The following is a 23,449-nucleotide window of genomic DNA, read 5'->3' as shown; positions in this document are numbered from 1 at the left end:
CCGGCGTTGGCAGCCTTGCCGGACGCGTAGAGGATTTTCGCGTCTTTGAAGACGTGCACGCCTTCCAGATCGGTCGGCATGTTCGCCCCTTCCGAGACCGCGATGCAGCCATTCTTGACCAGCGTGCGCGCATCCTCGCCGAGCAGTTCGTTCTGGGTCGCGCAAGGCAACGCCACGTCGCAGGGCACACCCCAGGGTGTCTTCCCCTCATGGAAGGTCGCGCTCTTGAACTCCTTGGCATAGTCCGAAATGCGGCCGCGACGCCTGGTCTTGTGTTCCTTCACCCAGTTGATTCGATGCTGATCAATCCCATCGGGGTCGTGGATGAAGCCGGCGCTGTCTGACAGGGTCAGCACCTTGCCGCCAAGCTGGTTTACCTTCTCCGCCGCGTGCGTCGCGACATTGCCCGAGCCGGAGATGACGGCGTTCTTGCCGGTCAGGTCCTGGCCCTTGGTCTTGAGCATATTGTGGAGGAAATAGACCGCACCATAGCCGGTCGCCTCGGGCCGGATCAGAGAGCCGCCATATTCGATGCCCTTGCCGGTGAGCACGCCGGTGAACTGGTTGGTGATCCGCTTGTACTGGCCGAACATATAGCCGATCTCGCGCGCGCCGACGCCGATATCGCCCGCCGGCACGTCGACGTCCGCGCCGACATGGCGATAGAGCTCGGTCATGAAGCTTTGGCAGAAGCGCATCACTTCATGGTCGCTCTTGCCCTTGGGATTGAAATTCGCCCCGCCCTTGCCGCCCCCCATTGGCAGGCCGGTCAAAGCATTCTTGAAGGTCTGCTCGAAGGCGAGGAACTTGAGAACGCTCTCCGTCACCGAAGGATGGAAACGGATGCCGCCCTTATAGGGCCCGATCGCATTGTTGTTCTGAACGCGCCATCCGCGCTGGACACGGATATTGCTGCTATCGTCCTCCCAGCAGACGCGGAAGGAGATCACCCGGTCCGGCTCGGCGATGCGCCGAAGGATCTGGTAATGGTGATATGGTTCCTTGTCGGCGATGAAGTCGAAAATATCCTCGGCGACTTCCTGTACCGCCTGAACAAATTCAGCTTGTCCCGGATTGCGTTTCTTCACCCCCTCGATGAACGTCGGCAGATCGACATGATCGGTAACGGCCATTGCTACACCCCCTGCGTATCAGACAGTAACCAGGCGACCGCCCTTTTTCATCAAGAGGCATAGTACGGCTGGGCTCGTGAGCTGTCAAATGCGAGATGGTCGGCTCAGGGACATGAACCGGACGGCCGGGATATCGGATTCGGATCAGGCTATTTGGAGTCGATCGCAAAGCGCTCGTTGGTAATGGCGGGGCGGGTGATGTGGCGGCATAGGTGCGATGTCCTCGGCGCGCCAGCAGGGCCAATCCCTGTGCTTGGCTTTCGAGTCTCTTGCGCTGATGGGCGGTACAGCCCACCGCCAGACGAGGAATCGAAGGCTCGCCCGTGACCCTCAGGTGGCCACGAGCATCTTGACCAGGTTCGGCATGCCGGCTCCCTGATGGTAGCGGTCGCGGCCGAGATCGGTGGTGTTTCGCATGAGGATTTCCTTCACGCGATCGGGGTGCCCTATAAATTCCCGCCGCACGGAGAGGAAGGCGGCGATGATCCCGGAGACGTGTGGGCAGGCCATGCTGGTGCCGCTCATGGCGATGTAGTGGGTGGTCGAGTCGCCGAGGGCGGCCTGGGCGCGGCAGGAGACGATCTTCTCCCCGGGGGCGACCACGTCGGGCTTGGGGCGGCCGTCGGCCGTCGGTCCGCGCGAGGAGAAGAACGAGATCCCGTACATGTGCGGTGAGTCCCGATGAACGGAGCCGACCGCGATTGCCTCCTCGAGGTTGGCGGGATCGCCGATAGACAGATCGAGGTTGAGCTTCTGTTCGCCCTCGGCGGTGTCGATGATCAGCCGCCCCTCGTTACCCGCCGCGATGCAGACCGCTACACCCTGACGCCATAGACGCCGTAGCTCGCGACAGATCGGCGAGAAGCCGCACGCGAAGACCGCTTCGTCGAAGGGTCCCCCGAGGCTCAGGTTGACGCCATGGATCACGAGGTCTGAGGCCGCCTCGTTGACCGAGGCGATGTGGTCGATGGCCTTGATGATCCAGGAGTCCCGACCCGCTCCGTCGTCGTCGAGCACCCGGTAGATGTGAAGCTTCGCCCGCGGCGCCATGCCGCTGTACTGCGGTGCCTTGTCGTCCTCCTGCTCCCCCGCGATGATGCCGGCTACATGGGTGCCATGCCCGTCCTTGTTGTCCGGGCCCGTGTGGGGCACGGGCTTGCCCGGCCGGGTGCAGTCCCACCGCGCGGCGACGTTCTGGTGAGCTTTGAAGTGGGGATGGTCGGCCGCGATGCCGGTGTCGAGGATCGCCCAGGCGATGCCCTGTCCCAGGGCCCCGTAGCCGAGCTGGGCGGTCCGAACCTGTACGGTGTCGATCGAGCGGTCGAGCAGGGCCCGCTTCGCAGAGTTCTTCCACAGCGAACGGATCTCGAGGTTCTGGTGGCGGGCCGCCAAGTAGTCGACCTCTTCCGCAGCCAGGGTCGCCGCGACGTACCGGCGGAGCCGGTCGATCTGGAAGTAGTCGTGGGAGCGCTCGCTCTCGGGCAGCTGCGCCTTGAAGGTTCGTTCTATCTCTCGCAGCTCCCGCTCGAGCCGGTCGCCCACGCCTTCCATCGTCGCCGTGGTGTCGTCACCCCGAAGCTCGATCAGGACCGGGAGCCGCACTGTGGGGTCGGCCATCTCGGCGGCCAAATCCCTGGCGATGACGAAGGGGGCGAGGGGTGAGACGTAGGTGGGAGGAAGGTGCTCCTTGACTTTCTCCCGGACCTCGTCCGTCGACAGGTAACCGGTGCCCGAGTGGGGGTTGAAGCGGACCAGGCGGAGGGTGTCCTCGTTGACCACCTTCCGATCCTGGATGGTGCCTTTCGGAGTGAACTCGTCAGCGAGGTCCTTGTCTAGGGCGACCGGATCGATCCGGTCTGCGAAGTTCCACCACGCCTCGACCATCCCGGGCACTGACAGCGGCTTTGCGGCGTGGTCCTGGACCTCCTCCAGACCGAGCGGGGAGCCGATGGTGACGAGCAACGGCACGACAAAGGCCGCCTTTTTCTCAAGGTTGCGGAGCACATCGTAGGCGATAATCGACCCCTGGCTGTGCGCCACCACGATGTAGGACCCGGTCCCCGCGAGCAGGATCTGGCTCAAGCGCTGTTGCATTTCTGCGCGCTGCTCGCGATCGAAGAAGTACGCCGCCGTGTCCTCGATGAAGGTCTTCGTGAGCCATTCGGTCACTGGTCGGCGGATGAGGTCCGGCAGGATCTTCGCCTGAACGTTGCGCGCCTGAACGCCTCGCGCCCGCGGGCCATTCCCGCCTGCGGGCCCCAGGAGCTTGCGCGCCACCCCGACGGCATAGCGCGCGCCCACCTCGCCGTAGGGCAGCCCTGAAGCGACACGCTCGTCCAACGTCGCGCTCAGCTCGCGCGTCTCGAAAACCCTGGTCGATGGCCCCTCTGATTCGCCGCTGGCGAGGGGCTGCGGGTAGCGGATGTCAGCCCAGTAGGCAACGCGCGTCCGGTCACCCATGTCGATGCCGAACAGCGCCTGGTCGCACTGGCGCTTGAGAATCGCGGGCGCCGGCTTGTTGCCGATGCCGTGCACGTAGACGATCGTGAGGGCCTCCGCCGCGGCCCTCGGCTTCACGGGCCCGCCCCCCGCTCGCGAAGTGATAGGGCCACCCACGGCCCACGTCGCGATCGGGCCACTGACGGCCCGAGTGAGCAGGGGACCGCCGGGGCGATAGATGCTGGAATCGGCGGGGCGTTGCTGTGTCTTGCTTGACTTTGGTGTGGTGCGCTTGGGTGTGGTGCGCTTGCGGGCCATCGCTTACCTCTCGGTCGCGTGCGGTGGAGATTGTCGGTTGGGAAAGATAGCTGGGCAGAAAGGGGGCGTTCCGTAGTGCTCGTACCATCGGGTATTGGAGGCCCTTTGGGAGAAGTGTATACCATCGGTAGTGGTTTCCCCAGCTCCTTGCCGTCAGTTCCACAATAGACGCAAAGATTGGCGATCCGCGCTGATGTGCGGAGCCGATACTCTCGCCAGATCCCGACCCCCATGGGATAATGAACGCTGTGCGGGGGCTGGGGTCAATTACGCTATTTCGAGTGCGCCGAGCCGCTCGCGTTCCTGCTGTCCGTGTCGGCGCTCGATCTGGCCATCTATTTACGATGTTTCACGCCGTGCCGCTCCTGTGGCGGCTGCACCGCGTCCATCATGCCGATCTCGGCTTCGACGTGACCACGAGGACGCTTCCATCCCTTGGAGATCCGGCTCTCCATGGGAGGAGCGATTACGTGATCAATCGTCGCGGGATGTGTGAGGCGCACGCCTCTTGCGACGGGTTCCGCACCGCTTGGCTTCCATGCGGTTCCGGCGGACGCAAACCGCGCCCGCCCTGCATTGACCCCTTCGCGTCCCTCGACCATACTTCGGCACCACCGCAACCCTCCTGGGTCCGAACGGGATGGTCCGAACGGGACAATCCGAGCGGGACGAATCACGCCATGAGCAACGCACCCCCACCACCGCGCGACCGCGCCGCTCCGCGCCGGGCGATCCCCAAGGCCCACCGATTTGATACCGGGACCCGCGGCCAGCCGATCTCGTCCGCATCGTGACGGCTGGGCCGGAGATCCAAATCCATGGACGTTGCCGGAGGGCGGTGTGTGAGCTTCACCACGGCCGATCTCTGCGACCGCCACGACGCCGGGGTCCGGGTCGTCGCACCCGGGTTCCGCGATTATGGCGGGCTCCCATGCTTTTCGGGACCGATCGCCACCGTCAAGGTACACGAGGACAACAGCCAGGTGCGGGTGGCCCTCGAGAAACCCGGCGGGGGGCGGGTCCTGGTCGTCGATGGCGGCGGATCGCTCTGCTGTGCGCTGGTAGGGGATGTCCTGGCCGGCCTGGTGCACACCGGAAGGGCTGGGCCGGGCTCCTCGTGTATGGCTGTATCCGTGACTCCGAGGCGATCGCTTGTGTCGCCATCGGGGTCAAGGCCTTGGGCACCCATCCCCGCAAGAGCGTCAAGAAGGGGACTGGCGACCGCGACATCCCGGTGACCTTCTCCGGCGTCACCTTTACGGCCGTGGATCACCTCTATGCCGATCGGGACGGTATCGTGGTAGCGAGCGCCTGCTCTGAAGCCCGGGAGCGCCTGGGCGGGTTGTGCATGCTGCCGCGGGCACACGCCCCGATCGAGAACCGCCTTCCATGAGCCCCGCATTCAAAGTCGCCTGCATCCAGAACTGCGCGGACGACGATCTGACACACAACCTCGCCGATACCGAAGCCTTGGTCCGCGCCGCGCGCGCCACCGGGGCCGAGCTCATCTGCCTGCCGGAGAACTTTTCCCTCATTCAGGTCAACGACGCCATGCTCCTCGCGGACGCCCGGCCCGAGGAGACCCACCCGGCGATCCCTCGATTTCGCACCCTCGCGCGCGAGCTGCGCGCCTGGATCCTTCTCGGATCGCTGTCCATCAAGGTCGAGAGCGGCAAGCTCAACAACCGTTCTTACCTGATCGATTCCGACGGGCACATCACGGCCGTGTACGACAAGATCCACCTCTTCGATGTCAACCTCAAGGCCGGTGAGAGCTACCATGAGACGGCCACCGTGGAGGCCGGCGACAGGGCGGTCACCGCAAGGACGCCGTGGGGCATGCTCGGGCTCTCGGTCTGCTATGACCTGCGCTTCCCGTATCTCTACCGGGCCTTGGCGCAGGCCGGCGCGCGCTATCTGGCAATCCCCGCGGCCTTCACGCGCACCACCGGCCCGGCGCACTGGCACCTCCTGGTGCGCGCCCGCGCCGTCGAGAACGGCAGCTATGTGTTCGCACCCGGCCAGTGCGGCGTGCGCAGGAGCGGGCGGGCCACCTATGGCCATTCCTTGATCGTGGACCCCTGGGGACGGATCCTGGCCGACGGCGGAGACGCGCCTGGCTTCATCGTTGCCGACGTCGATCCCGGGAAGGTCGATGAGGTGCGGCGCATGATCCCGGCGCTGCAGCACGACCGCGTGTTCACCGGACCCGAGCCCCAAGCCTGAGAGTTTGTGAAAAAACCGACTGCGCTCCGGATCCCTTCGCTCGCGATGATGTGTTCACCAACGCTGAGAGCGGTGGCGGTTCGTGAGCGCTGGGATAAACCGAGCGCGATCGCGGTCCCAAGAAGGGCGGTGAACCTGCGTCTGATCCAATTTCTTGCCCGCCTGACACTGACCTGCCTCCTGGTCGTGCCGTTGTGCGCCCAGCCCCAGGGCCGCCGCCAGAACGATCCGCCGGGCGGCATACAGGGAGCGCCCTCCGACCGCGACCGGGCCGCATCCATCGCGCGCCGGGCCACGGGGGGCCGGGTGCTCGGGGTGAAACCCAAGAGCGGTTCCCAGCGCGTCAAGATCCTCTCCCGCGACGGGCGCGTCCGCGTCTTGGAGGTGGACCCGCGCACCGGCGCGGTCCGGCCCTGAGGGGCGTGCCACGCGGGCAGCATGCGCGCCCTGGTCGTAGAGGACGAGGCGCCGTTGCGCGAGCAGCTCGCGGAGCGCTTGCGCGTCGAAGGCTATGTGGTGGACCTCGCGGCGGACGGGGAGGAAGGGGCGTTCATCGGCCGCGATTACCCCGTGGATCTGGCCATCGTGGACCTGGGCCTGCCCAAGCTGCCGGGAATCGAGGTGATCCGGCGGTGGCGGGCAGCCGGGCTGAGCTTCCCCGTCTTGATCCTGACCGCGCGCGGGCGCTGGCAGGACAAGGTCGAGGGTCTCGGCGCGGGCGCGGATGATTATCTCGTCAAGCCCTTCGAGATAGAGGAATTGCTGGCGCGCCTCAGGGCGCTCGTGCGGCGCGCGGCGGGATTCGCGAACCCGGTGCTCACCTTCGGATCGCTCGCCCTCGACACCCGGGCCGAGTGCGTCCGCGTGGAGGGTGCCGCGGTCGAGCTGACGGCCTTCGAATACCGGATCCTCGAATATCTGATGTTGCACGCGGGTGAGGTCATCTCAAAGTCCGAGCTCGCCGAACACCTCTACCACGAGGACCAAGACCACGACAGCAACGTGCTGGAGGTCATGCTGGCGCGCCTCAGGCGCAAGCTCGATCCCGAGCGCGTGCTCAACCCCATCGAGACCCTGCGGGGCCGCGGCTACCGGTTCCGCCTCCTCAAGTCGTCCGGCCCATCGGTTTGACGCCCATCGGTTTGACGGTTCGCGCGGGGCTATCGCTCAACGCGCGGCTCCTGATCGCCGCGAGCGTGGTGCTCACCGCTTTTCTCGGGCTCACCGGACTGACCTTGGACCGCGCCTTCCGCGACAGCGCCCTGGCCCAGGTACGCGCGGCGCTCCAGGTCCAGGTCTACGCCCTGCTCGCCGCGGCCGATCTCGATCCGGCCGAGCGCCTCGTGGTCCCGAAGCGACTCCCCGAGGCCCGTTTCGGGACACCGGGCTCGGGCCTCTATGCCCAGATCAACGCCGCGAGCGGCGCGCTGGTGTGGCGCTCGCCGTCGATGCTGGGCCTCGGTCTGACCTTCGACCCCGTCTACCGCACCGGGGTCGCGGCGTTCCAGGACCTCACGGGCCCAGGCGGCGCGCGCTACTTTGCCCTGGGGCTGGCCGTCGAGTGGGAAGCGAGTCCGAAGAAGAGCTACGGCTACACCTTCTATGTGGCGGAGCAGAGCGACGCCTTCGACGCCCTGGTGCGCGGGTTCAGACAAGGCCTGTGGGGATGGCTTGTCGGGGCCGCGGTCGTGCTCTTGGCCGTGCAGGGGCTGATCTGGCGCTGGGGGCTCGCACCCTTGCGGCGGGTTGCCCTCGAGGTGGCGGCGATCGAGGCCGGCCGGCAGTCCGAGTTGCGCTCCAGCTACCCGAGTGAGCTCTGCCTCCTGACCGAGCGCCTCAACGCGCTGTTGCGCAATCGCGGCGCCCACCTCGAACGATATCGTCACGCCCTGGCGGACCTCGCCCACAGCTTCAAGACGCCGCTTGCGGTGATCCGCAGCGCCATCGACGATACGGCCACGCCCGCGCCGCTGCAAGCGCTGTTGCGTGAACAGGTGGAGGGCCTGAACAGAACCGTCGAATACCAACTGCAGCGCGCCGCGGCCTCGGGCCGCACGGTGCTCGCTCGACCCATCGAGGTCGAACCGGCGGTGCGTAAGCTCGAGAGAACGCTGGCCAAGGTCCACGCGGACAAAGGCGTGCAGTTCGATCTGCAAGTGACACAAGGGCTTCGGTTTCACGGCGACGAGGGGGACCTCGTCGAGGTCCTGGGCAACCTGCTCGACAACGCCTGCAAGTGGGCGCGGCGGGAGGTGGTGCTGCGCACCCGGCCGGAGGGCGCCGGCACGGGCTTGGTAATCGAGGTCGAGGACGACGGTCCCGGGGTCCCGGAGGATGTAAAGCCGGCGATCGGCAGGCGTGGGGTGCGTGCCGATCCGAAGATCGGCGGGCACGGCATCGGGCTGGCCGTGGTGCGCGAGATCGTCGAGGGGGTCTACGGAGGCCGGCTGGATATCGGGCGCGGGGCGCTGGGTGGCGCGCTCGTGCGGGTGTGGTTGTGAAGGGTGGGGCCCGGATCGGCCCGTCTTCGTTCTTAATTAATAGATTCGTCGTGGGGTAGGGGCGCCCCTTGTGGGCGCCTCCACAGGGGGATCAGCCCGTCTCTTCATCTGACCTTGTTCAATCGTTGCAAGGTCCACGATGGCGATGGTCATGGAAGGCCGGCTCCGTCAGTTCGTCAGGTTTTCCAGATCAGCCAGGTCTTACCGCCCTGCCGCTTTCTTGTTCCTCTTCAGTTTAACGATCCTATAAACTCTTTGAAATCTTGGCTCAGCACCGTACTTCCACCGATGATACTCGCGACGGATCTCTTCCAGCGCGGCTAACCGGTCCTCGTAGGACTGGGTTTGCCAGTATGCCAAATCCGACTGTCCTCGCTTGAGGGGCGCTTTCCGCACCACTGGCACCACACGTGACGTTTTCATGTCCTAATTATGGGCATGACTTCCCTGCCGCTCTCGCGCGTTCTGTAATTAAGGGATATTGGAGTCAATCCGGTTTCGCAAGGCCATGTCGCGGTTGATGGCGATGACGAGGCTATGCGGAGGGCGGCGCGGGTAGGAGATCGGTCCGTCGGTGCCCTCACGGGCAGGCCCCAATTTCAATTTCAAGTTTCAAGCGCCAATTTCAATCAATTATCGCGGTGCGGCGGTTCTCGTCTTCCTGGAGCTGGCGCCACAGGATCTTGCCGCTCGCGGTCTTCGGTAGCTCCGCTACGAACTCGACGATCCGCGGCACCTTGTAGACCGCCATGCGCCCGCGCGCCCAGGTGGTGATGTCCTCGCCTCGCAGATGCCCGGACGCCTCGGGCTTCGGGACGATCACGGCCTTGACCGTCTCGCCGCGATACGGGTCGCGTGAGGCGATCACGCACGCCTCCTGGATATCGGGATGCGCGTACAGCAGTGCCTCGACCTCCGCGGGCCAGACCTTGAAACCCGCGGCGTTGATCATGCGCTTCAAGCGATCGGTGATGAAAAAATACCCGTCCTCATCGTAATAGCCGAGATCGCCGGTGCGGAAGAAGCGCTTGCCGTCATGTTGGAGGAAGGCCTCTTCCGTGGCGGCGGGGTTCTTCCAGTAACCCTGGAAGAGCTGCGGGCCGTGGAGCACGATCTCGCCGATCTCCATCGGGCCGCGCTCGCCGAAGGTCTCGGGGTCCAGGACGCGCGCATCGACATCGAACATCGGGATCCCGGCGCACTGTCTCTTGGGCCTTTGGGTCGGGTTGAAATGGGTGGGCGCCATGGTCTCCGAGAGCCCATAGCCTTCGATATAGGGCAGACCGATCCTGGCCTCCAGTAGACGCGCCACCGCCTCGGGCATGGCCGCGCCGCCGCCGCCCACCCACGAGAGTGAGGAGAGGTCGTAACGGTCGAGGGCGGGGTTGGCGAGGAAATCCACCATCATGGTCGTGATCGCGGTGAGCGTCGTGACGCGCGTGCACTCGACCTGGCGCGCGGCGCAATCGCGGTCCCAGCGCGTCATGAGCACGATGGTGCTGCCGAGTTGCAAGGGGGTGTTCATGCCCGACTGCATGCCGGTTACGTGGAACAGGGGCAAGACGGCGAGCATGACGCTTTGGCGCGCATCCCCGCGCCACGCTCCGATCGCGCTCGCCGTGGCCTGCACGGACAGGTGGGTGTGCATGCAGCCCTTGGCCTTGCCGGTGGTGCCGGAGGTATAGGGCATGACGGCGAGGTCGTGGTCTCGGGCGAGGTGCTTCCGCGGCACGAGCCCGGCGGCGACCGCCTCCGCAAACGCGATCACCCCCGGTGCGGAGATCGCTTGCCGGGGTGCCCGCACGAATTCCGGCACCGGCAACCCGCTCGGGCCCGGGCCACGGTCCGCCGAGCCATGGTCCGCCGCAAGGTGATCCGCCGAGAGATAATCCGAATACGCCCCCAGGACGACGTGCGCAAGCCCACTCGTTCCCAGAAGCGGCGCCATCTCTCCCCAAAGCTCTTGGGTCGCGATCATGACCCGCGCCCCGGCATCCTCCAGGTAATGGCGGATCTCCTCGGTGCGGTTCATGGGATTGACCGGCACGACCACGGCATCGGCGCGCAGGATGGCGTAATAGCCAATCACGTATTGAGGACTGTTTTGCGTGTAGAGCAGGACGCGATCGCCGCGCTCGATACCCAGGCGCCCCTGGAGGAACCCGGCCAGGGCATCCACCTGGCCCCGCAACTCGGCGTAGGCGATACGGCTGCCGTAGTAGTCGAGCGCGCAATGCCCGGGATCGCGCCGGGCCGAGTCCTCGAGGTTGGCGTAGACGCTCGTCCTCGGCAACGACAGCGACCTTGGCCGGGCCGGCGGCCAGTGGGCGTAATGATGGGTCAACATGGGATGGGGTTGACTGGTATTGGCGATGTCGCGTTTATCGACGGCCGGCCGCCGGCGCTCAAGCGCTTGACAGCCGTCATTCTGGTAAACGATAACCGAGTGACGTGCCGTTTGTACACCGGCGCGGCGCGTGTTGCCGCGCAGCAGAGAAGGGCTACCGCGCGTTCCAAGCGTCCTGCTCGTCGGAATCCGATCCGCTCCTCTTCCAGCGGCAGTTAGTTCCGTGTCCGCTCTCGCTTGCGTGCCTCAATAGCCGCATGCCTTTGCCACCGGGCCTTTCCACTGCCAGGAGCCCCTGGGACCTCCCAAGTTCCTGACGCATCTGTACCTGCATGCCACGACCTGAGGCCCCGGCAGTCTTCCACGACCTCACCAGATCGGTCGCTTCCCATGGACTTCGTGCTCGTTAACACACTCGTCGGCTGCAACAATCTCGTTTTAAGGGCTGACCAGCACTTCAGGGAGTACGGCCTACCCTATGGCCTACAGGCTCCTCTGTGTACGCTTCACCTGCTTGTTCACGCTCCTCACAGTCTCCTTACCATTCGGGCGCTCCGCCGCAGGCGCAACACTCGATACGGGTGGGTGGTTGGCCCTTACCCGACGGGGACTTGCACCCCGCAAGATACGCCAAGCTTCGCTTGGCACAATAACGCCCAGATCAGCGGCCGCTAAACAGCAGGCGCAAGCCCGCTGTGAAGCGTCCGCTGCATCGCGTGGTTGGGCGGCTCTACGCGCGTCACACGATGAGCCAAATGACTGGGCGCCACAGTCACTTCTCATACGGCTCGTTGGTCCGCGGAGCGTTGGGCGCTTGCTCATCGAGCGACTGCCGATACTTCACGCAGCCTCGTATGAACTCTGGCCATTCAGGCACGACAGGCAACGGATCTGTCCTTTCTGGCAGAAGACCCCAAAGTGAAGGATGGTGCCAACAGAGTTCATGGCAGCTGCTGTCGCGGTGCTTACGGATGCCTTGCCGCAGCTTCTTTACTTCGGTAATAAGTTCTTCACGTGTCATCTGGTCAAGGTCGGTGTCCATAACGTCGTTCCCACAGAAAGCATCCAGTGAGTTCAGCGGTTAGTTCCTCGCGACAGGATGGCCTAGCCGCCCAACGACCCCGCGCCCGCCCCCGCGCTTCGCTAGCTAGGGCCGCGGCGATCCCCGGGTGTCGGCTGCAGCGCCTTGTTCGGTGATTTGTCATTTGCCCAATAATGCCTCAAGCTCATTCTTTCGCTCTTGAAGCCCCTCGAGTCTCTTCTTGAGATCGGATATCTCCTTCTTGACCCTGCGTAACTCTGTTTGGTTCTTTACCCTGAGCAAGTAGTCCTCTCCAAATTCCTCAGCTATGTATTTCTCAAGCTGACTTCTCAAAACCCTCAGATACGGATTTCCCCATACCGAACCTTGGCGGTACTCAAGTTTGCCGGTCTGTATGCCTTTGACAATGAAGTCCTGACTCACGCCGTATTCAGCCTTGGCCGTTACATCGCTCAGCGTCGCCCCCTTTCGATTCCATTCACCGTATTCCGCCATTATGTCCTCTTTCCACCGAACGTCTCGCATCAGCGGGGCGGCGAACGGTACTGGCTCTACGATGAGAAATTCGCTTCGCGGCCTCCGCTGCATGCGTTTGTTGGGCGGCGAGACTACGCCGAGTGGAACACAGTTCGTGCATTCGTCAGCGAGTTCCAATGTGCCGCTCGAAAAAGTCGTGGTACCTTGGATTCCCCATGTTTAGGACTAGCAGGTTGTTCCGGCATCTGGTGATGGCTGTGTAAACCAATTCGTCGTCCGACGGGTTCTCGGAGTCGGTGCCCTCTTCGATGAGCAAAATCAAAGAGTCGATTTCCCAACCCTTGAAGCTGTAGATCGTCGATAGCTTCACCGTCCCTGGGTTCATCCAGAAATGCAGCTTCTTGTTGTTGCGCAGCTTGTCGCGAACTCGCTCGAAATCCTCCCGATTCTGCAAGTCGTCCCATTGCTCCCTGCTCTCGAATGTGGTACTGGTCCGTTCGTGAGACACAGTTCGGAACAGGTGATCCAGATCCCGGAGCGGCTCGATTCTCGATGAGAGTGCGCCTACGTCGTTCGGGTGTACATGCCACTCTTCGAGTACCTCACGGACGCGGATAAATACCTCGTCGATGGGAGCATCAGGTGCAAGCGACAAGTACCGTAGGCGTTGCTCTTCGGCGAACAACCCTTCCTGTTCTGGGATTTCGATTTCGTCGAGACTATACCGGTTCTGAAAGAAGCGGTCTTGGTACTCGAAGGCAAGATGGATCACCGGACTGGCGGACCTGAACGAATCGTTCAGTTCATTCCACGCTCCAGGGATCGTGGTGTTGGGACGCTTGTCTTCGCCGAGGGCTCGTTGATAGACGTTCTGCTTTTCGTCACCGAACACAACGAACTCGCTCCCTTCACGTAGAAAGTAGTTCTTGACGATGCGGATCCATTCGCTTTTGTAGTCCTGGATCTTGTCAATCAAGACAGCGCCGAACTTGGTGATCTGAGCCTTCACCGGCTCGAAAAAGCGTTCGTTCTGGTAATCGGCCAGGCTCTGGATCGGCAGGCTGTGATTGTTCGCTTCGGTGTTGAAGAACTGGTGGTAGTTGATGATGTAAAAGTTACTCCAGCCAAAGTCTTCCCGAATCTCGCTGATCGCGTCGTGAATGTAGTTCCGCGGTGTTATGTTGAACGTAAGTAGTAGGACTCGGTCGCCTGTACGAAGGTGTGCATTCACCGCCCTGCGGGCGAGCACTCTGGTTTTCCCCGATCCGGCGACACCCCGGATTTTCTGCTGAACCGGGCGGCTTTCCGACAGAGCTTTCTGCTTGGGCGTATAGTTCGGCTCCTTGCCCTGATCCCGTGTGTGCCGCGGGGGCCGCAAGTAACGTTGGAAGCGGTTGTACAAGTCCTCGTCGAAGTAGGCAGATGTTCTGCTGAGCCAAGTTCGGCGCAAGATCCGCTCGAAGTTCTCCTCTGTGAGCGAATCGGGAGTAAGAAGCTCCACGTACTTCACCTGACCGCAGAGTTCGTCGAGCCGCGATTGATCGGCGCGGTGGAAGTATACCGCGCACGCGACAGTCGCGAGTAGCTTGCTATTCTCTAGCTGCCGCTCAAGCAGGTGCTCGATGTGCAGATCCAACAAGTTGTCCCGGTAGGTCCACACCTGTTCGAAGGGTGATTTCTTCGGATGACGTCCTTCCGCGTGAAAGTACCAGTTCCCGTTGCTGTCTACGGAGTAGCGGCTCAGGTCCCAGTCCTTGACCTCAATGAGCAGAACTCCCGAACCCCTGCGCATGACGACGATATCCGGCCGGTCGCCGTTCAGAAACGGTTGGAAGTAGACTTCGTAATCGTTGCCGAGTGTCTGATCGAGAAAGTCCAACAGGTGCAGTTCTCCTTCTTCGGGGCGAACCTTGAACTGCCGGACCTGCTCGAGCGCGGGAAACAGTTGCGCCATGGGTATACTCACGCGGTGCGAACGAACTTCTGAACGATATTGGCCACGCTCACCAGAAATACCAACCTACCCGGCCAGCTTGCCCCTGGGAAGGTGGTAGGGACAAGGACAGATGGTAAGTATCCAGTAATCGTAGCGCCAGCCGGGGTGCGTGCCACGCAGTTTGTCTAGGCCGCCGTGGTCCACGTCATCGCCCGCGGGCCGGCGCCATGCCAGAGCGTGGCCCTGTTGGGCGCGCCGGGGATCCCACGCGAGCCCGCGAGAGCAGCAGATCGTTTCACAAACTCCGATCTCGAACCGAGCGGAGGACCCGTGCGGGCACGCCCACCGCGATGACGTGATCGGAGATGTCCCGGGTCACGACGGCCCCGGCGCCGATGATCGCCGATGCGCCCACCCGGACCCCGGGCAGGAGCACGCCGCCGAGGCCGAGGTGGGCGTAGGCGCCGAGCTCGGAACCGCCACCGAGCGCGGCGCCCGACGAGACGTGGGCGTAGGTTCCGACGACGACGTCATGCTCGACCACGGCCCCGGTGTTGACGATCACGCCCTCGCCTATCCGGGCATCGGGGTTGACCACCGCGCCGGCCATGATGACAGTGCCCCATCCCAGAGCCGCCGACGGCGCCACGGTCGCCCGCGGATGGATGACCGTGAGCACTTCGACCTCGATCCCTGCCACGGCCTTGGCGACCCGTGCCCGCACTTCGTTGTCGCCGATGCCGAGGACGATCCCCACCGCGCCGTGGGCCGCTCGGCTCGCAAGCCAGGCCCACGGCCCGTAGACCGGATGGCCGAGGACCAGGCTCCCGGGCGGTACGCCGTCGTCGATGAAGCCGGAAAGTCGCTCCCGGCCGGCCGCGAGCAAGAGGTCCGCGACCACCTTTCCGTGCCCTCCGGCCCCGTAGACATACAAATCTCTCATGGGGTGTCCCTCATGGGGTGTCCCTCATGGGGTCTTCGCCTCGGCGCCCATGAACTCCGGCATCGTCGCATGGTCCTCCGCGTTGATCCCTTCCCCCTTCAAGACCTTGGCCACCGTCCGCGCCAGGATCCGCAGGTCCAGCGACAGGCTCTGGTGGTCCACGTACCAGACGTCGTACTGGAACTTCTCCTCCCACGAGATCGCGTTTCGACCGTTCACCTGAGCCCATCCCGTCATGCCGGGCTTGACCTCGTGGCGCCGGGCCTGCTCGGCGGAGTAGCGGCAGAGGTACCGCGTCAGCAACGGCCGCGGCCCGACCAGGCTCATCTCGCCAGAGAGGACGTTCCAGAGCGTGGGCAACTCGTCGAGGCTGGTCCTGCGCAGCCAGCCCCCGAGGGCGGTCAGACGCATCGCATCGCTCGTCAACGGATCCTCACCCGGCTCTGTGTCCCGCATCGTACGGAACTTCACGATCCGGAAGGGCCTGCCGCCGCGGCCCGGCCGTTCCTGCCGGAAGTATACCGGCGAGCCCATCGTCACCCGGATGGCCACCGCCACCACCCCGAGGAGCGGCGCCGAGACGCAAAGCCCCGCCAGAGCGACACCCACATCCAGTGCACGCTTGACGATCGCCGAGAAATTTATACATAAAAAAAAGGGGAGACGGCGACCTCTCGGCTTTACCGCTGCCGCCGTGAGGACCGCGAGCCATCGGCCGGCGAGGACAGCGGCGTCATAACGCGCCGCGACGGCGCGCCGACCTCTATCCCGCGCCAAGCGCAGCGCCTCCGGATTCAGGCAAAGACCCCGGAGTGCGTGCACCAGGCCATCCACATCCCCCGGAGACACCACCGCGCCGCAGCGCTCCCTCGCGACCACGGCGGCGAGGTCCGACCCCGCAGGCGCCACCGCGACCACGGCGTTGCCGGCCGCCATGGCGCTGAAGGTCTTGGACGGAATCGAGGTCTTGCTTGCCGCTTCCTTCAAGGTGACCAGCGCGATGCTGGAGGACGACAGCAATCGCGCCCACGCCGGATCGGGCAGCGGAGGCTCGAAGCGGACCCGATCCGGGGGGAGATCGGACCACCGCCTGGCCAGGGTTTCTGGCCCCGCGCCGGACGCCGCCACGACGAAGCAGAGGCGCGCGAGGGTGGGATCCGCGAGCACCCGGGGCACGGCCCGGCACACCGTCTCCCAGTCATGCATCTGCCCCAGGTTGCCGACGTAGCTCACCACGACCTTGCCCCGGCACCAACGCTCTAGCTCGCTCTCGGCATCGGCGGCATGGGCGCGCACCGTGTCGAACTCCGAGACGCTGGCTCCGGTCTCGATCACCTCCGAGTAGGCCGGGCTGCCGTAACGCCCGCGAACGTGCGCCGCCATCTCCGGGCCGATGAAAACCACCGCCTCGGCGCGCGAAAGCCAGAAGCGATTCGCGCCCGTCGCGATCCGCGCGAGGAGGCCGGCAGGAGCCACCACGCCGGAAGCCTCCAGCGCATCGGGGTAGACATCGTAGACCAGCGCCACCATGGGCACCCGGTGCAGGGGCCGCGTGGCGATCAAGACGAGCGGCAGATGGAAGGGATTGGTCGTCGCCACCAACACGCTGGGACGGCGAAAGAACCCATGGGCGATGGCACGAAACGGAAAGACCAGCATGGACCCGATGCGCGCGCGGGCGCGGCCGATGCCCCCTGACGCCATCAGCTCGCGCCAACGCCGATCGCTGAACTCCTCGAGGACCTGCGCCTCGGCACCCAAGGCCGTGAGCGCACGGGCGAGCCGCTCCATGGGCCCTCCCCCGGTGCAGGACGCGATCGTGACCTTCATCCCCGACATCGCCCGCTAGTCCACGCCGAACAGATCGCGCGCGGCCTTGATGAGCGCTTCCCGATCGATGTTGTCGGGCGCCCGGAGTTTGGCGCTCGGCGGGTGGATCAGGGTGTTGGTCAGGCGGCGGGCCAGTTGCTCGAGAACATCTTTGGGATCGTCTCCGAGCGCCAGGCGCCGCCGCGCCGCCGCGAGCACACGCTCACGCCGCGCATCCGCCCGCGCGCGGATGGCCCGGATCACCGCTACCGCGTCCAGCGATCCCACCCAGTCCATGTAGCAATGGACCTCGGACGTGATGATCTCGTCGGCCTGCCGCGCGGCGATCTGTCGGGAGTGCAGGTTGTCCTGGATCACCGATTCGAGGTCATCGACGGTGTAGAGATACACATCGGAGATACCTCCCACGGCCGGATCGATATCGCGCGGGACGGCGATATCGACCAGGAACATCGGGCGGTGCTTGCGCGCCCGCAAGGCCCGCTCGACCACGGCCCGGTCCAGGACCGGGACGGTGCTCGAGGTGGCCGTGACCACGATGTCCGCCTCTTTCAAATGGTTTCCGACCTGCGAGAGCGGGATCGCGTAGCCACCGAGCGGGACCGCGAGACACTGCGCCCGCTCCAGGGTGCGGTTGGCGACGATGATGCGCTGCGTGCCGCGCTCGTGGAGGTGCCGGGCGACCAGGGCGATGGTGTCGCCGGCGCCGATGCAAAGCGCCGTGTGACGCCCGAGATCACCGAAGATCTGCTCGGCGAGGCGCACGGCCGCGAACGCCACCGATACCGGGCTGGTGCCGATGGCGGTGTCGGTCCGTACCTGCTTGGCCACGTGGAAGGCATGCTGGAACAGCCGGTTGAGCAGCCTGCCGAGGGTGCGGTGCGCCACGGCGGCGCGGTAGGCGTCCTTGATCTGACCGAGGATCTGCGGTTCACCGAGGACCATGGAGTCGAGCCCGCAGGCCACCCTCAAGAGGTGCCGCACGCCCTCCCCTTCCATGAGACCGAACAGGTAGGGGGTCAGATCGGTCTCGCACAGGCCCTGTTGCCGGGCCAGCCAGCGCACCGGCCGATCGAGATCCGAATCGAATTGACTGCAATAGATCTCGGTGCGATTACAGGTTGAGACGATGACGGCCTCATGGACCCCGTCCGTGCCGCGTAGATCACGCAAGGCGTCCGGGAGCCGGTCCGCATCAAAGAAGACCTTCTCGCGCAGGGATACCGGCGCGGTCCGGTGATTGACGCCGACGACGAGTAACGACATGGGAGGTGGGACTCTCGGGCCGCCGGATGGGGTCAGAACCCCCGGCCGGCACAAGGAATTTTGCGGGATGCCCCCCCTGAATACAAGCACCGGTGCAGGTGTGTTCGACCATTGGGCTTCCGAACATTTGGCGGTCGGCCATTCGCCCCCAGCCAGAGATAAAATAAGGGGGTCGAAGCAGCCGGTGAACTGGCGTATAATAATAGGTCCCGCCTGGGTTCCGACAGCCTGTTCCGTGCGCTTCCATAATCCTTCCAGTTCAACCCGCCGAGCGATGTCGCCGTCACCCCCGGGCGGGGTCGATGTGCCAGAGATCGATATTCCAGAGGTTGATAACAGACTCGCAATGACAATGTCCGTGTTCCCCGCCTGGGTGCTCTTGGCCACGCTGGTCCTCGGGGGCTGTGCCGGCACCCGGAGCACGCTCGATGCCGCGCCGCCCGCCCAGGCGGATCGAGCATCGCCGGCCCCCGCGGCCCCAGCACCGCAGGTCGAACAGCCAGCGCAGGCCGAACAGCCACCGCGGGTCGAACTGACCGAAGACATCCTCTACAAGCTCCTGGTAGCCGAGTTCGCCGGCCAGCGCGGCCAGGTCGAGCTGGCCCTCGATTCCTACCTCGATCTGGCGCGCCACGTCCCGGACGCCCGCATCGCCGAGCGCGCCACCGGCATCGCCGTGTTCGCGAAGCGCAATGCCGAGGCACGCGAAGCTGCGGGGCTCTGGGTGCAGCGCGCCCCCACCGATCTCGAGGCCCGCCAGGTACTCGCGGCACTCCTGATCCGCAACGACGAGGTCGACGAGGCCCTGCATCACCTCGAGCTCGTGATGAGCGCATCCAAGGAGGGCGCTGGACAGGGTCTCAAGATGATCGCGAGCTTCCTCGGCAACGAAGGCGACAAGCGGGCGGCCCTGGAGGTCATGCGGCGCCTAGTCGCCGCCCATCAGGACGACCCCGATGCCCTGTTCGCCTATGCCTTGCTTGCGATCAAGACCGATCAGCTCCCGGCCGCCCGCCAGGCCATGGAGCAGATCCTCGCGCGCGGCGCCCCGACCACCCCGATTGCCATGGCCTATGTCGGGATCCGCCAAAAGCAGGGCGACACCGAGGGCGCCCTGGCGTGGCTCGAAGGGCAGATCGAAAAGAACCCGCAGGACTTCGATCTGCGCATGGCCTACGCGCGGCTCTTGGCCGATCAGCGGCGTTTCGATGACGCCAAGGAACAGTTCGAGGGCCTCGCGAAGATGCAGCCGGACAATGCCGAGGTGCGCTTCGCCCTCGGGATCCTGCACCTTCAGACCCAATCGCTGGAGGGCGCCGAGACGCATTTCCGGCGTCTCGTGAACGGCGAGGAGTATGCCGACGAGGCGAGCTATTACCTCGGCCAGCTCGCGGAGACCCGCAAGGACTACGACCAGGCGATCAAGTGGTACTCGTCGGTCGGGCAAGGCGACAACCACTTCGATGCCCAGCTCAGCATGGCGCTCACCATGATGAAGCAGAAGAGGTTCCCCGCGGCACGGGAACAGCTCCACGGCATCGCACCGGCCACCCCCGATCAGAAAACCCGGCTCACGCGGGTCGAAGGCGAGCTCCTGAGCCAGGAAGGCAAGTACCGGGAGGCCATGGACGTCTATGACCGCGCGCTCGAAGGGGGTTTCAACAGCGACCTCTTGTACAGCCGCGCCATGCTGGCCGAGAAGATGGGGAGACTGGACCTCCTGGAGCGCGATCTCAAGCACATCCTGGAGCGCGAACCCGATAATTCCCAGGCACTGAACGCGCTGGGGTACTCCCTGGCCGATCAAACGACCCGTTATCCGGAGGCCTACGCCCTCATCAAGCGCGCCTACGAGTTGAGCCCGAACGATTACTACGTCCTCGACAGCCTGGGCTGGGTACTCTATCGGATGGGTCGGCTGGACGAGGCCGAGGGATATCTGCGGCGTGCGCTCAAGCTCCGCAACGACCCCGAGGTCGCGGCGCACTTGGGCGAGGTCCTCTGGCTCCGGGGCGATCGGAAGGGGGCCCGCATGGTCTGGGAGGATGCCCTGCAGTTGGCACCCGGGGACCGCAAGGTCCTGGACGCCATGCAACGCCTGTCCCCGTGATGCGCTTATCGGCGCTCGGGCTCGCCCTCCTGGCGGCCGGCTGCGCCCCCTTCACACCACCGCCCGGCGAGCCCTTGACGGGCGCGGATCGCGATGCGCTTTGGACCCTGCACCGCGAGCGCGTGGCGAGGGTCCAAGACTGGTACCTCGCCGGGCGGGTGGCGCTGGCGACACCCGAGGAGGGCTGGAACGCCGCGCTTTTCTGGACCCAGAACGAGGAGCGCTATTCGCTGCGTGTCGTCGCGCCGCTCGGTCAGGGGAGCTACGGGCTCGACGGCGGCCCGAACCAGGTCGTGATGCGTACCCCGGACCGGCGTACCGTGAGCGCCGAGGACCCCGAGCGTCTCATCCTTGCCCAGCTCGGCTGGACCCTGCCGGTGTTCGGGCTGCGTTACTGGGTGCGGGGGATCCCCGAGCCGCGCGCGCCGGTCGCCGCCATGACGGTCGATGATCGAGGCCGAATGACCGAGCTCGAGCAATCCGGCTGGCGGATCAGCGTGCTCGGCTACGAGGCCCGCGATGGCCTCGATCTGCCCTCCAAGCTCTTCCTGCGCACCGATCGCTTCCGGGTCCGCATCGTCGTGCGGCGCTGGGCATCCGGCTAGTGGCATCGTCGCCCGGCTGGCCGGCGCCCGCCAAGGTCAATCTCTTCCTCCACATCCTCGGCCGCCGCCCCGACGGCTACCATGAGCTGCAGACCGTGTTCCAGTTCGCGGGGCTCTGCGACACCTTGTTTTTCGAGCTCCGGAAGGACGGTGAGGTGCGGCGCACGACGGACCTGCCCGGCGTCGCCCCCGAGGCCGATCTGGTCGTGCGGGCCGCCCGCCTGCTCCAGTCGCAAACCGGGACCCGAATCGGGGCCGATATCGGCGTCACCAAGCGCATCCCGACCGGGGCCGGACTGGGCGGCAGCAGCTCCGATGCCGCGACCACCCTCATGGCCCTCGACCACCTGTGGGGTGCCGGCCTGTCTTCCCCGGAGCTCCAGTCGATCGGCCGCCGGCTGGGAGCCGATGTCCCAATCTTCCTCCACGGGCAGGCGACCTGGGCGGAAGGGATCGGCGAGCGCTTCACCCCCATCTCCCTGGATGAGCCCTGGTACCTTCTCATCCGCCCGGATCTCGAGGTTTCGACCGCCGCGGTGTTCAACGACCCGGATTTGACACGCAATACGTCTCCCATCACAATCGCCCGCTTTCTAGCCGGCGAGGGACGCAACGACTGCGAGCCGGTGGTGCGAGCACGCTACCCGGAGATCGGGGCCGCCCTGGACTGGCTCGGTGAACGGGCGCACGCCCGGCTGACCGGCACCGGGAGCTGCGTGTTCGGGGCCTTCCCGAGCGAGGCCGAGGCGCGGGCCGTCCTCACCGAGCTACCGCGGCGCTGGGGCGGCTTCGTGGCAGAGGGGCGCAATCGATCTCCCTTGTTGGATCGGCTTGCGGTTTTATAAAACCCGCCGGCTCGATCGACTCGCGGCTCGAACACCTCGCACCCGAGAGGTTGACGATTGGGGTGTAGCCAAGCGGTAAGGCACGGGGTTTTGATCCCCGCATTCCCAGGTTCGAATCCTGGCACCCCAGCCAGATGAGGCAGGCACCCGGGGGAGCCGTGTCAATAGACGATCTGATGCTTTTCACGGGCAACGCCAACCCTCCGCTGGCGGAGGCGGTCGCCAACCATCTCCAAATCCCGCTCGGCAAGGCCACCGTGGATCGCTTCAGCGATGGCGAGGTGATGGTTGAGATCGGTGAGAACGTGCGCGGCCGGGACGTGTTCGTGGTCCAGCCGACCTCTGCCCCCACCAATGAAAACCTGATGGAGCTCCTGGTGATGGTGGACGCGCTCCGACGCGCCTCGGCCTATCGGATCACGGCCGTCATCCCCTACATGGGCTATGCACGCCAGGACCGCCGGCCACGCTCGGTGCGGGTACCCATCACCGCCAAGCTGGTGGCCAATATGATTGCCGGGGTCGGGGCCGACCGGGTGCTGACCATCGATCTGCATTCCGAGCAGATCCAGGGTTTTTTCGATATCCCTCTCGACAATGTCTATGCCTCGCCGGTGCTCTTGGGCGATATCTGGAAGCACGAGCATCCCAACGTCATGGTGGTCTCGCCCGACGTCGGCGGCGTGGTGCGCGCCCGCGCGGTCGCCAAGCGCCTGGACGACGCCGATCTCGCCATCATCGACAAACGCCGGCCGAACCCCAACGAGGCCCGCGTCATGAACATCATCGGCGACGTCCGGGACCAGACCTGTATCATCGTGGATGACCTGGTCGATACCGCGGGTACCCTGTGTGAGGCCGCCCGCGCCCTCAAAGAACACGGCGCCGCCAGCGTGCTCGCGTATTGCACCCATCCAGTGTTGTCCGGGAATGCGGTATCGCGCATCATCGAGTCCGATCTGGACGAGCTGGTGGTCACCGATACCGTCCCCTTGCTCCCCGAGGCCCGCGCCTGTCCTCGCATCCGACAGCTCAGCGTCGCCGCCCTGCTCGCGGAGAGCATACGCCGGATCTGCTCTGGGGAGTCGCTGAGCTCCATGTTCATGGACTGAGAGTTTGTGAAAGAATCTAGCCAAACGTATTTGAAATTACGCGCCCCTCGACGAGCTCGCGCTCCCTCCGGAAGGGCCACCCTATGTTCTCCCTCTCGTTCCGGGAGGGCACCGGGACACTCCCTCCCCTGTCCGCTTGCGGACGGGGGAGGGCGGGGGTGGGGGTCAGCCTTCGGCTGGCTGACCAAGCCTTGTCCCGGCCGCGGCGCCTTTTACCCCCATATATGGACTCCTCCGATTTGCAAGCATCTCGCTCGTTGACGGCAGAGGTCGGTAGCGCAGTTGCTCCCATATATCCGGCCTGTTGGTGAGGCCTTGG

General features: G+C 65.0%; 17 protein-coding genes, 1 tRNA gene and 3 pseudogenes. 11 read left to right on the top strand and 10 right to left on the bottom strand.

Going from position 1 to position 23,449, the window contains the following annotated elements:
• Both gdhA and M3461_01045 read right to left on the bottom strand, forming a co-directional pair.
• On the bottom strand, nucleotides 1-1,133 hold a 1,133-nt coding region (gene gdhA / locus M3461_01050; GenBank protein ID MDQ3773062.1), incomplete at its 3' end, for an NADP-specific glutamate dehydrogenase.
• 330 nt (nucleotides 1,134-1,463) lie between these two features.
• Nucleotides 1,464-3,710, bottom strand: a complete 2,247-nt coding sequence (locus M3461_01045) for a S8 family peptidase (protein ID MDQ3773061.1) — start codon at nucleotides 3,708-3,710, stop codon at nucleotides 1,464-1,466.
• A 483-nt stretch (nucleotides 3,711-4,193) separates the two neighbouring features.
• On the opposite strand from M3461_01045, the pseudogene M3461_01040 reads away from it, so the two are divergent.
• From M3461_01040 to M3461_01015, 6 genes and pseudogenes are all read left to right on the top strand, one after another.
• Nucleotides 4,194-4,349, top strand: a pseudogene (locus tag M3461_01040) (sterol desaturase family protein).
• A gap of 383 nt (nucleotides 4,350-4,732) precedes the next feature.
• Nucleotides 4,733-5,196: pseudogene (gene rraA, locus M3461_01035) on the top strand (ribonuclease E activity regulator RraA).
• A gap of 83 nt (nucleotides 5,197-5,279) precedes the next feature.
• Nucleotides 5,280-6,116, top strand: a complete 837-nt coding sequence (locus M3461_01030; protein ID MDQ3773060.1) for a carbon-nitrogen hydrolase family protein — start codon at nucleotides 5,280-5,282, stop codon at nucleotides 6,114-6,116.
• Between the two features lie 6 nt (nucleotides 6,117-6,122).
• Entirely contained in the window at nucleotides 6,123-6,533 is a 411-nt protein-coding gene (locus M3461_01025; protein MDQ3773059.1) for a hypothetical protein, read from the top strand.
• 21 nt (nucleotides 6,534-6,554) lie between these two features.
• Nucleotides 6,555-7,247, top strand: coding sequence for a response regulator transcription factor (locus M3461_01020; protein ID MDQ3773058.1), 693 nt, complete (start codon nucleotides 6,555-6,557; stop codon nucleotides 7,245-7,247).
• Nucleotides 7,244-8,617: an ATP-binding protein gene (locus M3461_01015; protein ID MDQ3773057.1), complete on the top strand. Its 1,374-nt coding sequence runs from the start codon at nucleotides 7,244-7,246 to the stop codon at nucleotides 8,615-8,617. The genes M3461_01020 and M3461_01015 overlap by 4 nt, the downstream gene beginning before the upstream one ends.
• 625 nt (nucleotides 8,618-9,242) lie before the next feature.
• Here M3461_01015 and M3461_01010 read toward each other — a convergent pair.
• From M3461_01010 to hemA, 8 genes and pseudogenes are all read right to left on the bottom strand, one after another.
• Nucleotides 9,243-10,964 (bottom strand): long-chain fatty acid--CoA ligase, encoded by a 1,722-nt coding sequence (locus M3461_01010; GenBank protein MDQ3773056.1) that lies wholly within the window; start codon nucleotides 10,962-10,964, stop codon nucleotides 9,243-9,245.
• 772 nt (nucleotides 10,965-11,736) lie between these two features.
• The gene (locus M3461_01005; protein ID MDQ3773055.1) at nucleotides 11,737-12,006 is read right to left on the bottom strand and encodes a hypothetical protein; all 270 of its coding nucleotides are present in this window, start codon (nucleotides 12,004-12,006) and stop codon (nucleotides 11,737-11,739) included.
• A gap of 159 nt (nucleotides 12,007-12,165) precedes the next feature.
• Nucleotides 12,166-12,660: a hypothetical protein gene (locus M3461_01000; GenBank protein MDQ3773054.1), complete on the bottom strand. Its 495-nt coding sequence runs from the start codon at nucleotides 12,658-12,660 to the stop codon at nucleotides 12,166-12,168.
• Entirely contained in the window at nucleotides 12,647-14,437 is a 1,791-nt protein-coding gene (locus M3461_00995; GenBank protein ID MDQ3773053.1) for an NERD domain-containing protein, read from the bottom strand. Before M3461_00995 ends, M3461_01000 begins: the two co-directional genes overlap by 14 nt.
• Before the next feature lie 277 nt (nucleotides 14,438-14,714).
• Nucleotides 14,715-15,362: a NeuD/PglB/VioB family sugar acetyltransferase gene (locus M3461_00990; protein MDQ3773052.1), complete on the bottom strand. Its 648-nt coding sequence runs from the start codon at nucleotides 15,360-15,362 to the stop codon at nucleotides 14,715-14,717.
• 24 nt (nucleotides 15,363-15,386) lie between these two features.
• Nucleotides 15,387-15,992 carry a sugar transferase gene (locus M3461_00985; protein ID MDQ3773051.1) on the bottom strand — a complete coding sequence of 202 codons (606 nt, stop codon included), beginning with the start codon at nucleotides 15,990-15,992 and terminating at the stop codon, nucleotides 15,387-15,389.
• Nucleotides 15,993-16,223: 231 nt separating this feature from the next.
• Nucleotides 16,224-17,153 (bottom strand): annotated as a pseudogene (locus tag M3461_00980) (glycosyltransferase).
• Nucleotides 17,154-17,207: 54 nt separating this feature from the next.
• Nucleotides 17,208-18,458: a glutamyl-tRNA reductase gene (gene hemA / locus M3461_00975; GenBank protein MDQ3773050.1), complete on the bottom strand. Its 1,251-nt coding sequence runs from the start codon at nucleotides 18,456-18,458 to the stop codon at nucleotides 17,208-17,210.
• Nucleotides 18,459-18,810: 352 nt separating this feature from the next.
• Between hemA and M3461_00970 the strand changes: the two genes are divergently transcribed.
• The 5 genes from M3461_00970 (at nucleotide 18,811) to M3461_00950 (ending at nucleotide 23,130) form a co-directional block, all read left to right on the top strand.
• A complete protein-coding gene (locus M3461_00970) occupies nucleotides 18,811-20,568 on the top strand; it encodes a tetratricopeptide repeat protein (protein ID MDQ3773049.1) in 1,758 nt (585 codons plus the stop codon).
• Nucleotides 20,568-21,173, top strand: coding sequence for a lipoprotein insertase outer membrane protein LolB (gene lolB, locus M3461_00965; protein MDQ3773048.1), 606 nt, complete (start codon nucleotides 20,568-20,570; stop codon nucleotides 21,171-21,173). Before M3461_00970 ends, lolB begins: the two co-directional genes overlap by 1 nt.
• Complete coding sequence (gene ispE, locus M3461_00960) at nucleotides 21,173-22,018, top strand: 4-(cytidine 5'-diphospho)-2-C-methyl-D-erythritol kinase (protein MDQ3773047.1); 846 nt, start codon at nucleotides 21,173-21,175, stop codon at nucleotides 22,016-22,018. The genes lolB and ispE overlap by 1 nt, the downstream gene beginning before the upstream one ends.
• A gap of 58 nt (nucleotides 22,019-22,076) precedes the next feature.
• Nucleotides 22,077-22,151 (top strand) — tRNA-Gln (locus tag M3461_00955).
• Nucleotides 22,152-22,182: 31 nt separating this feature from the next.
• The gene (locus M3461_00950; GenBank protein ID MDQ3773046.1) at nucleotides 22,183-23,130 is read left to right on the top strand and encodes a ribose-phosphate diphosphokinase; all 948 of its coding nucleotides are present in this window, start codon (nucleotides 22,183-22,185) and stop codon (nucleotides 23,128-23,130) included.
• Nucleotides 23,131-23,449: the final 319 nt, after the last annotated feature.

It is taken from the genome of Pseudomonadota bacterium, assembly GCA_030860485.1.
Taxonomy (GTDB): Bacteria; Pseudomonadota; Gammaproteobacteria; order JACCXJ01; family JACCXJ01; genus JACCXJ01.
This window is presented reverse-complemented; position numbering and strand designations above follow the sequence as displayed.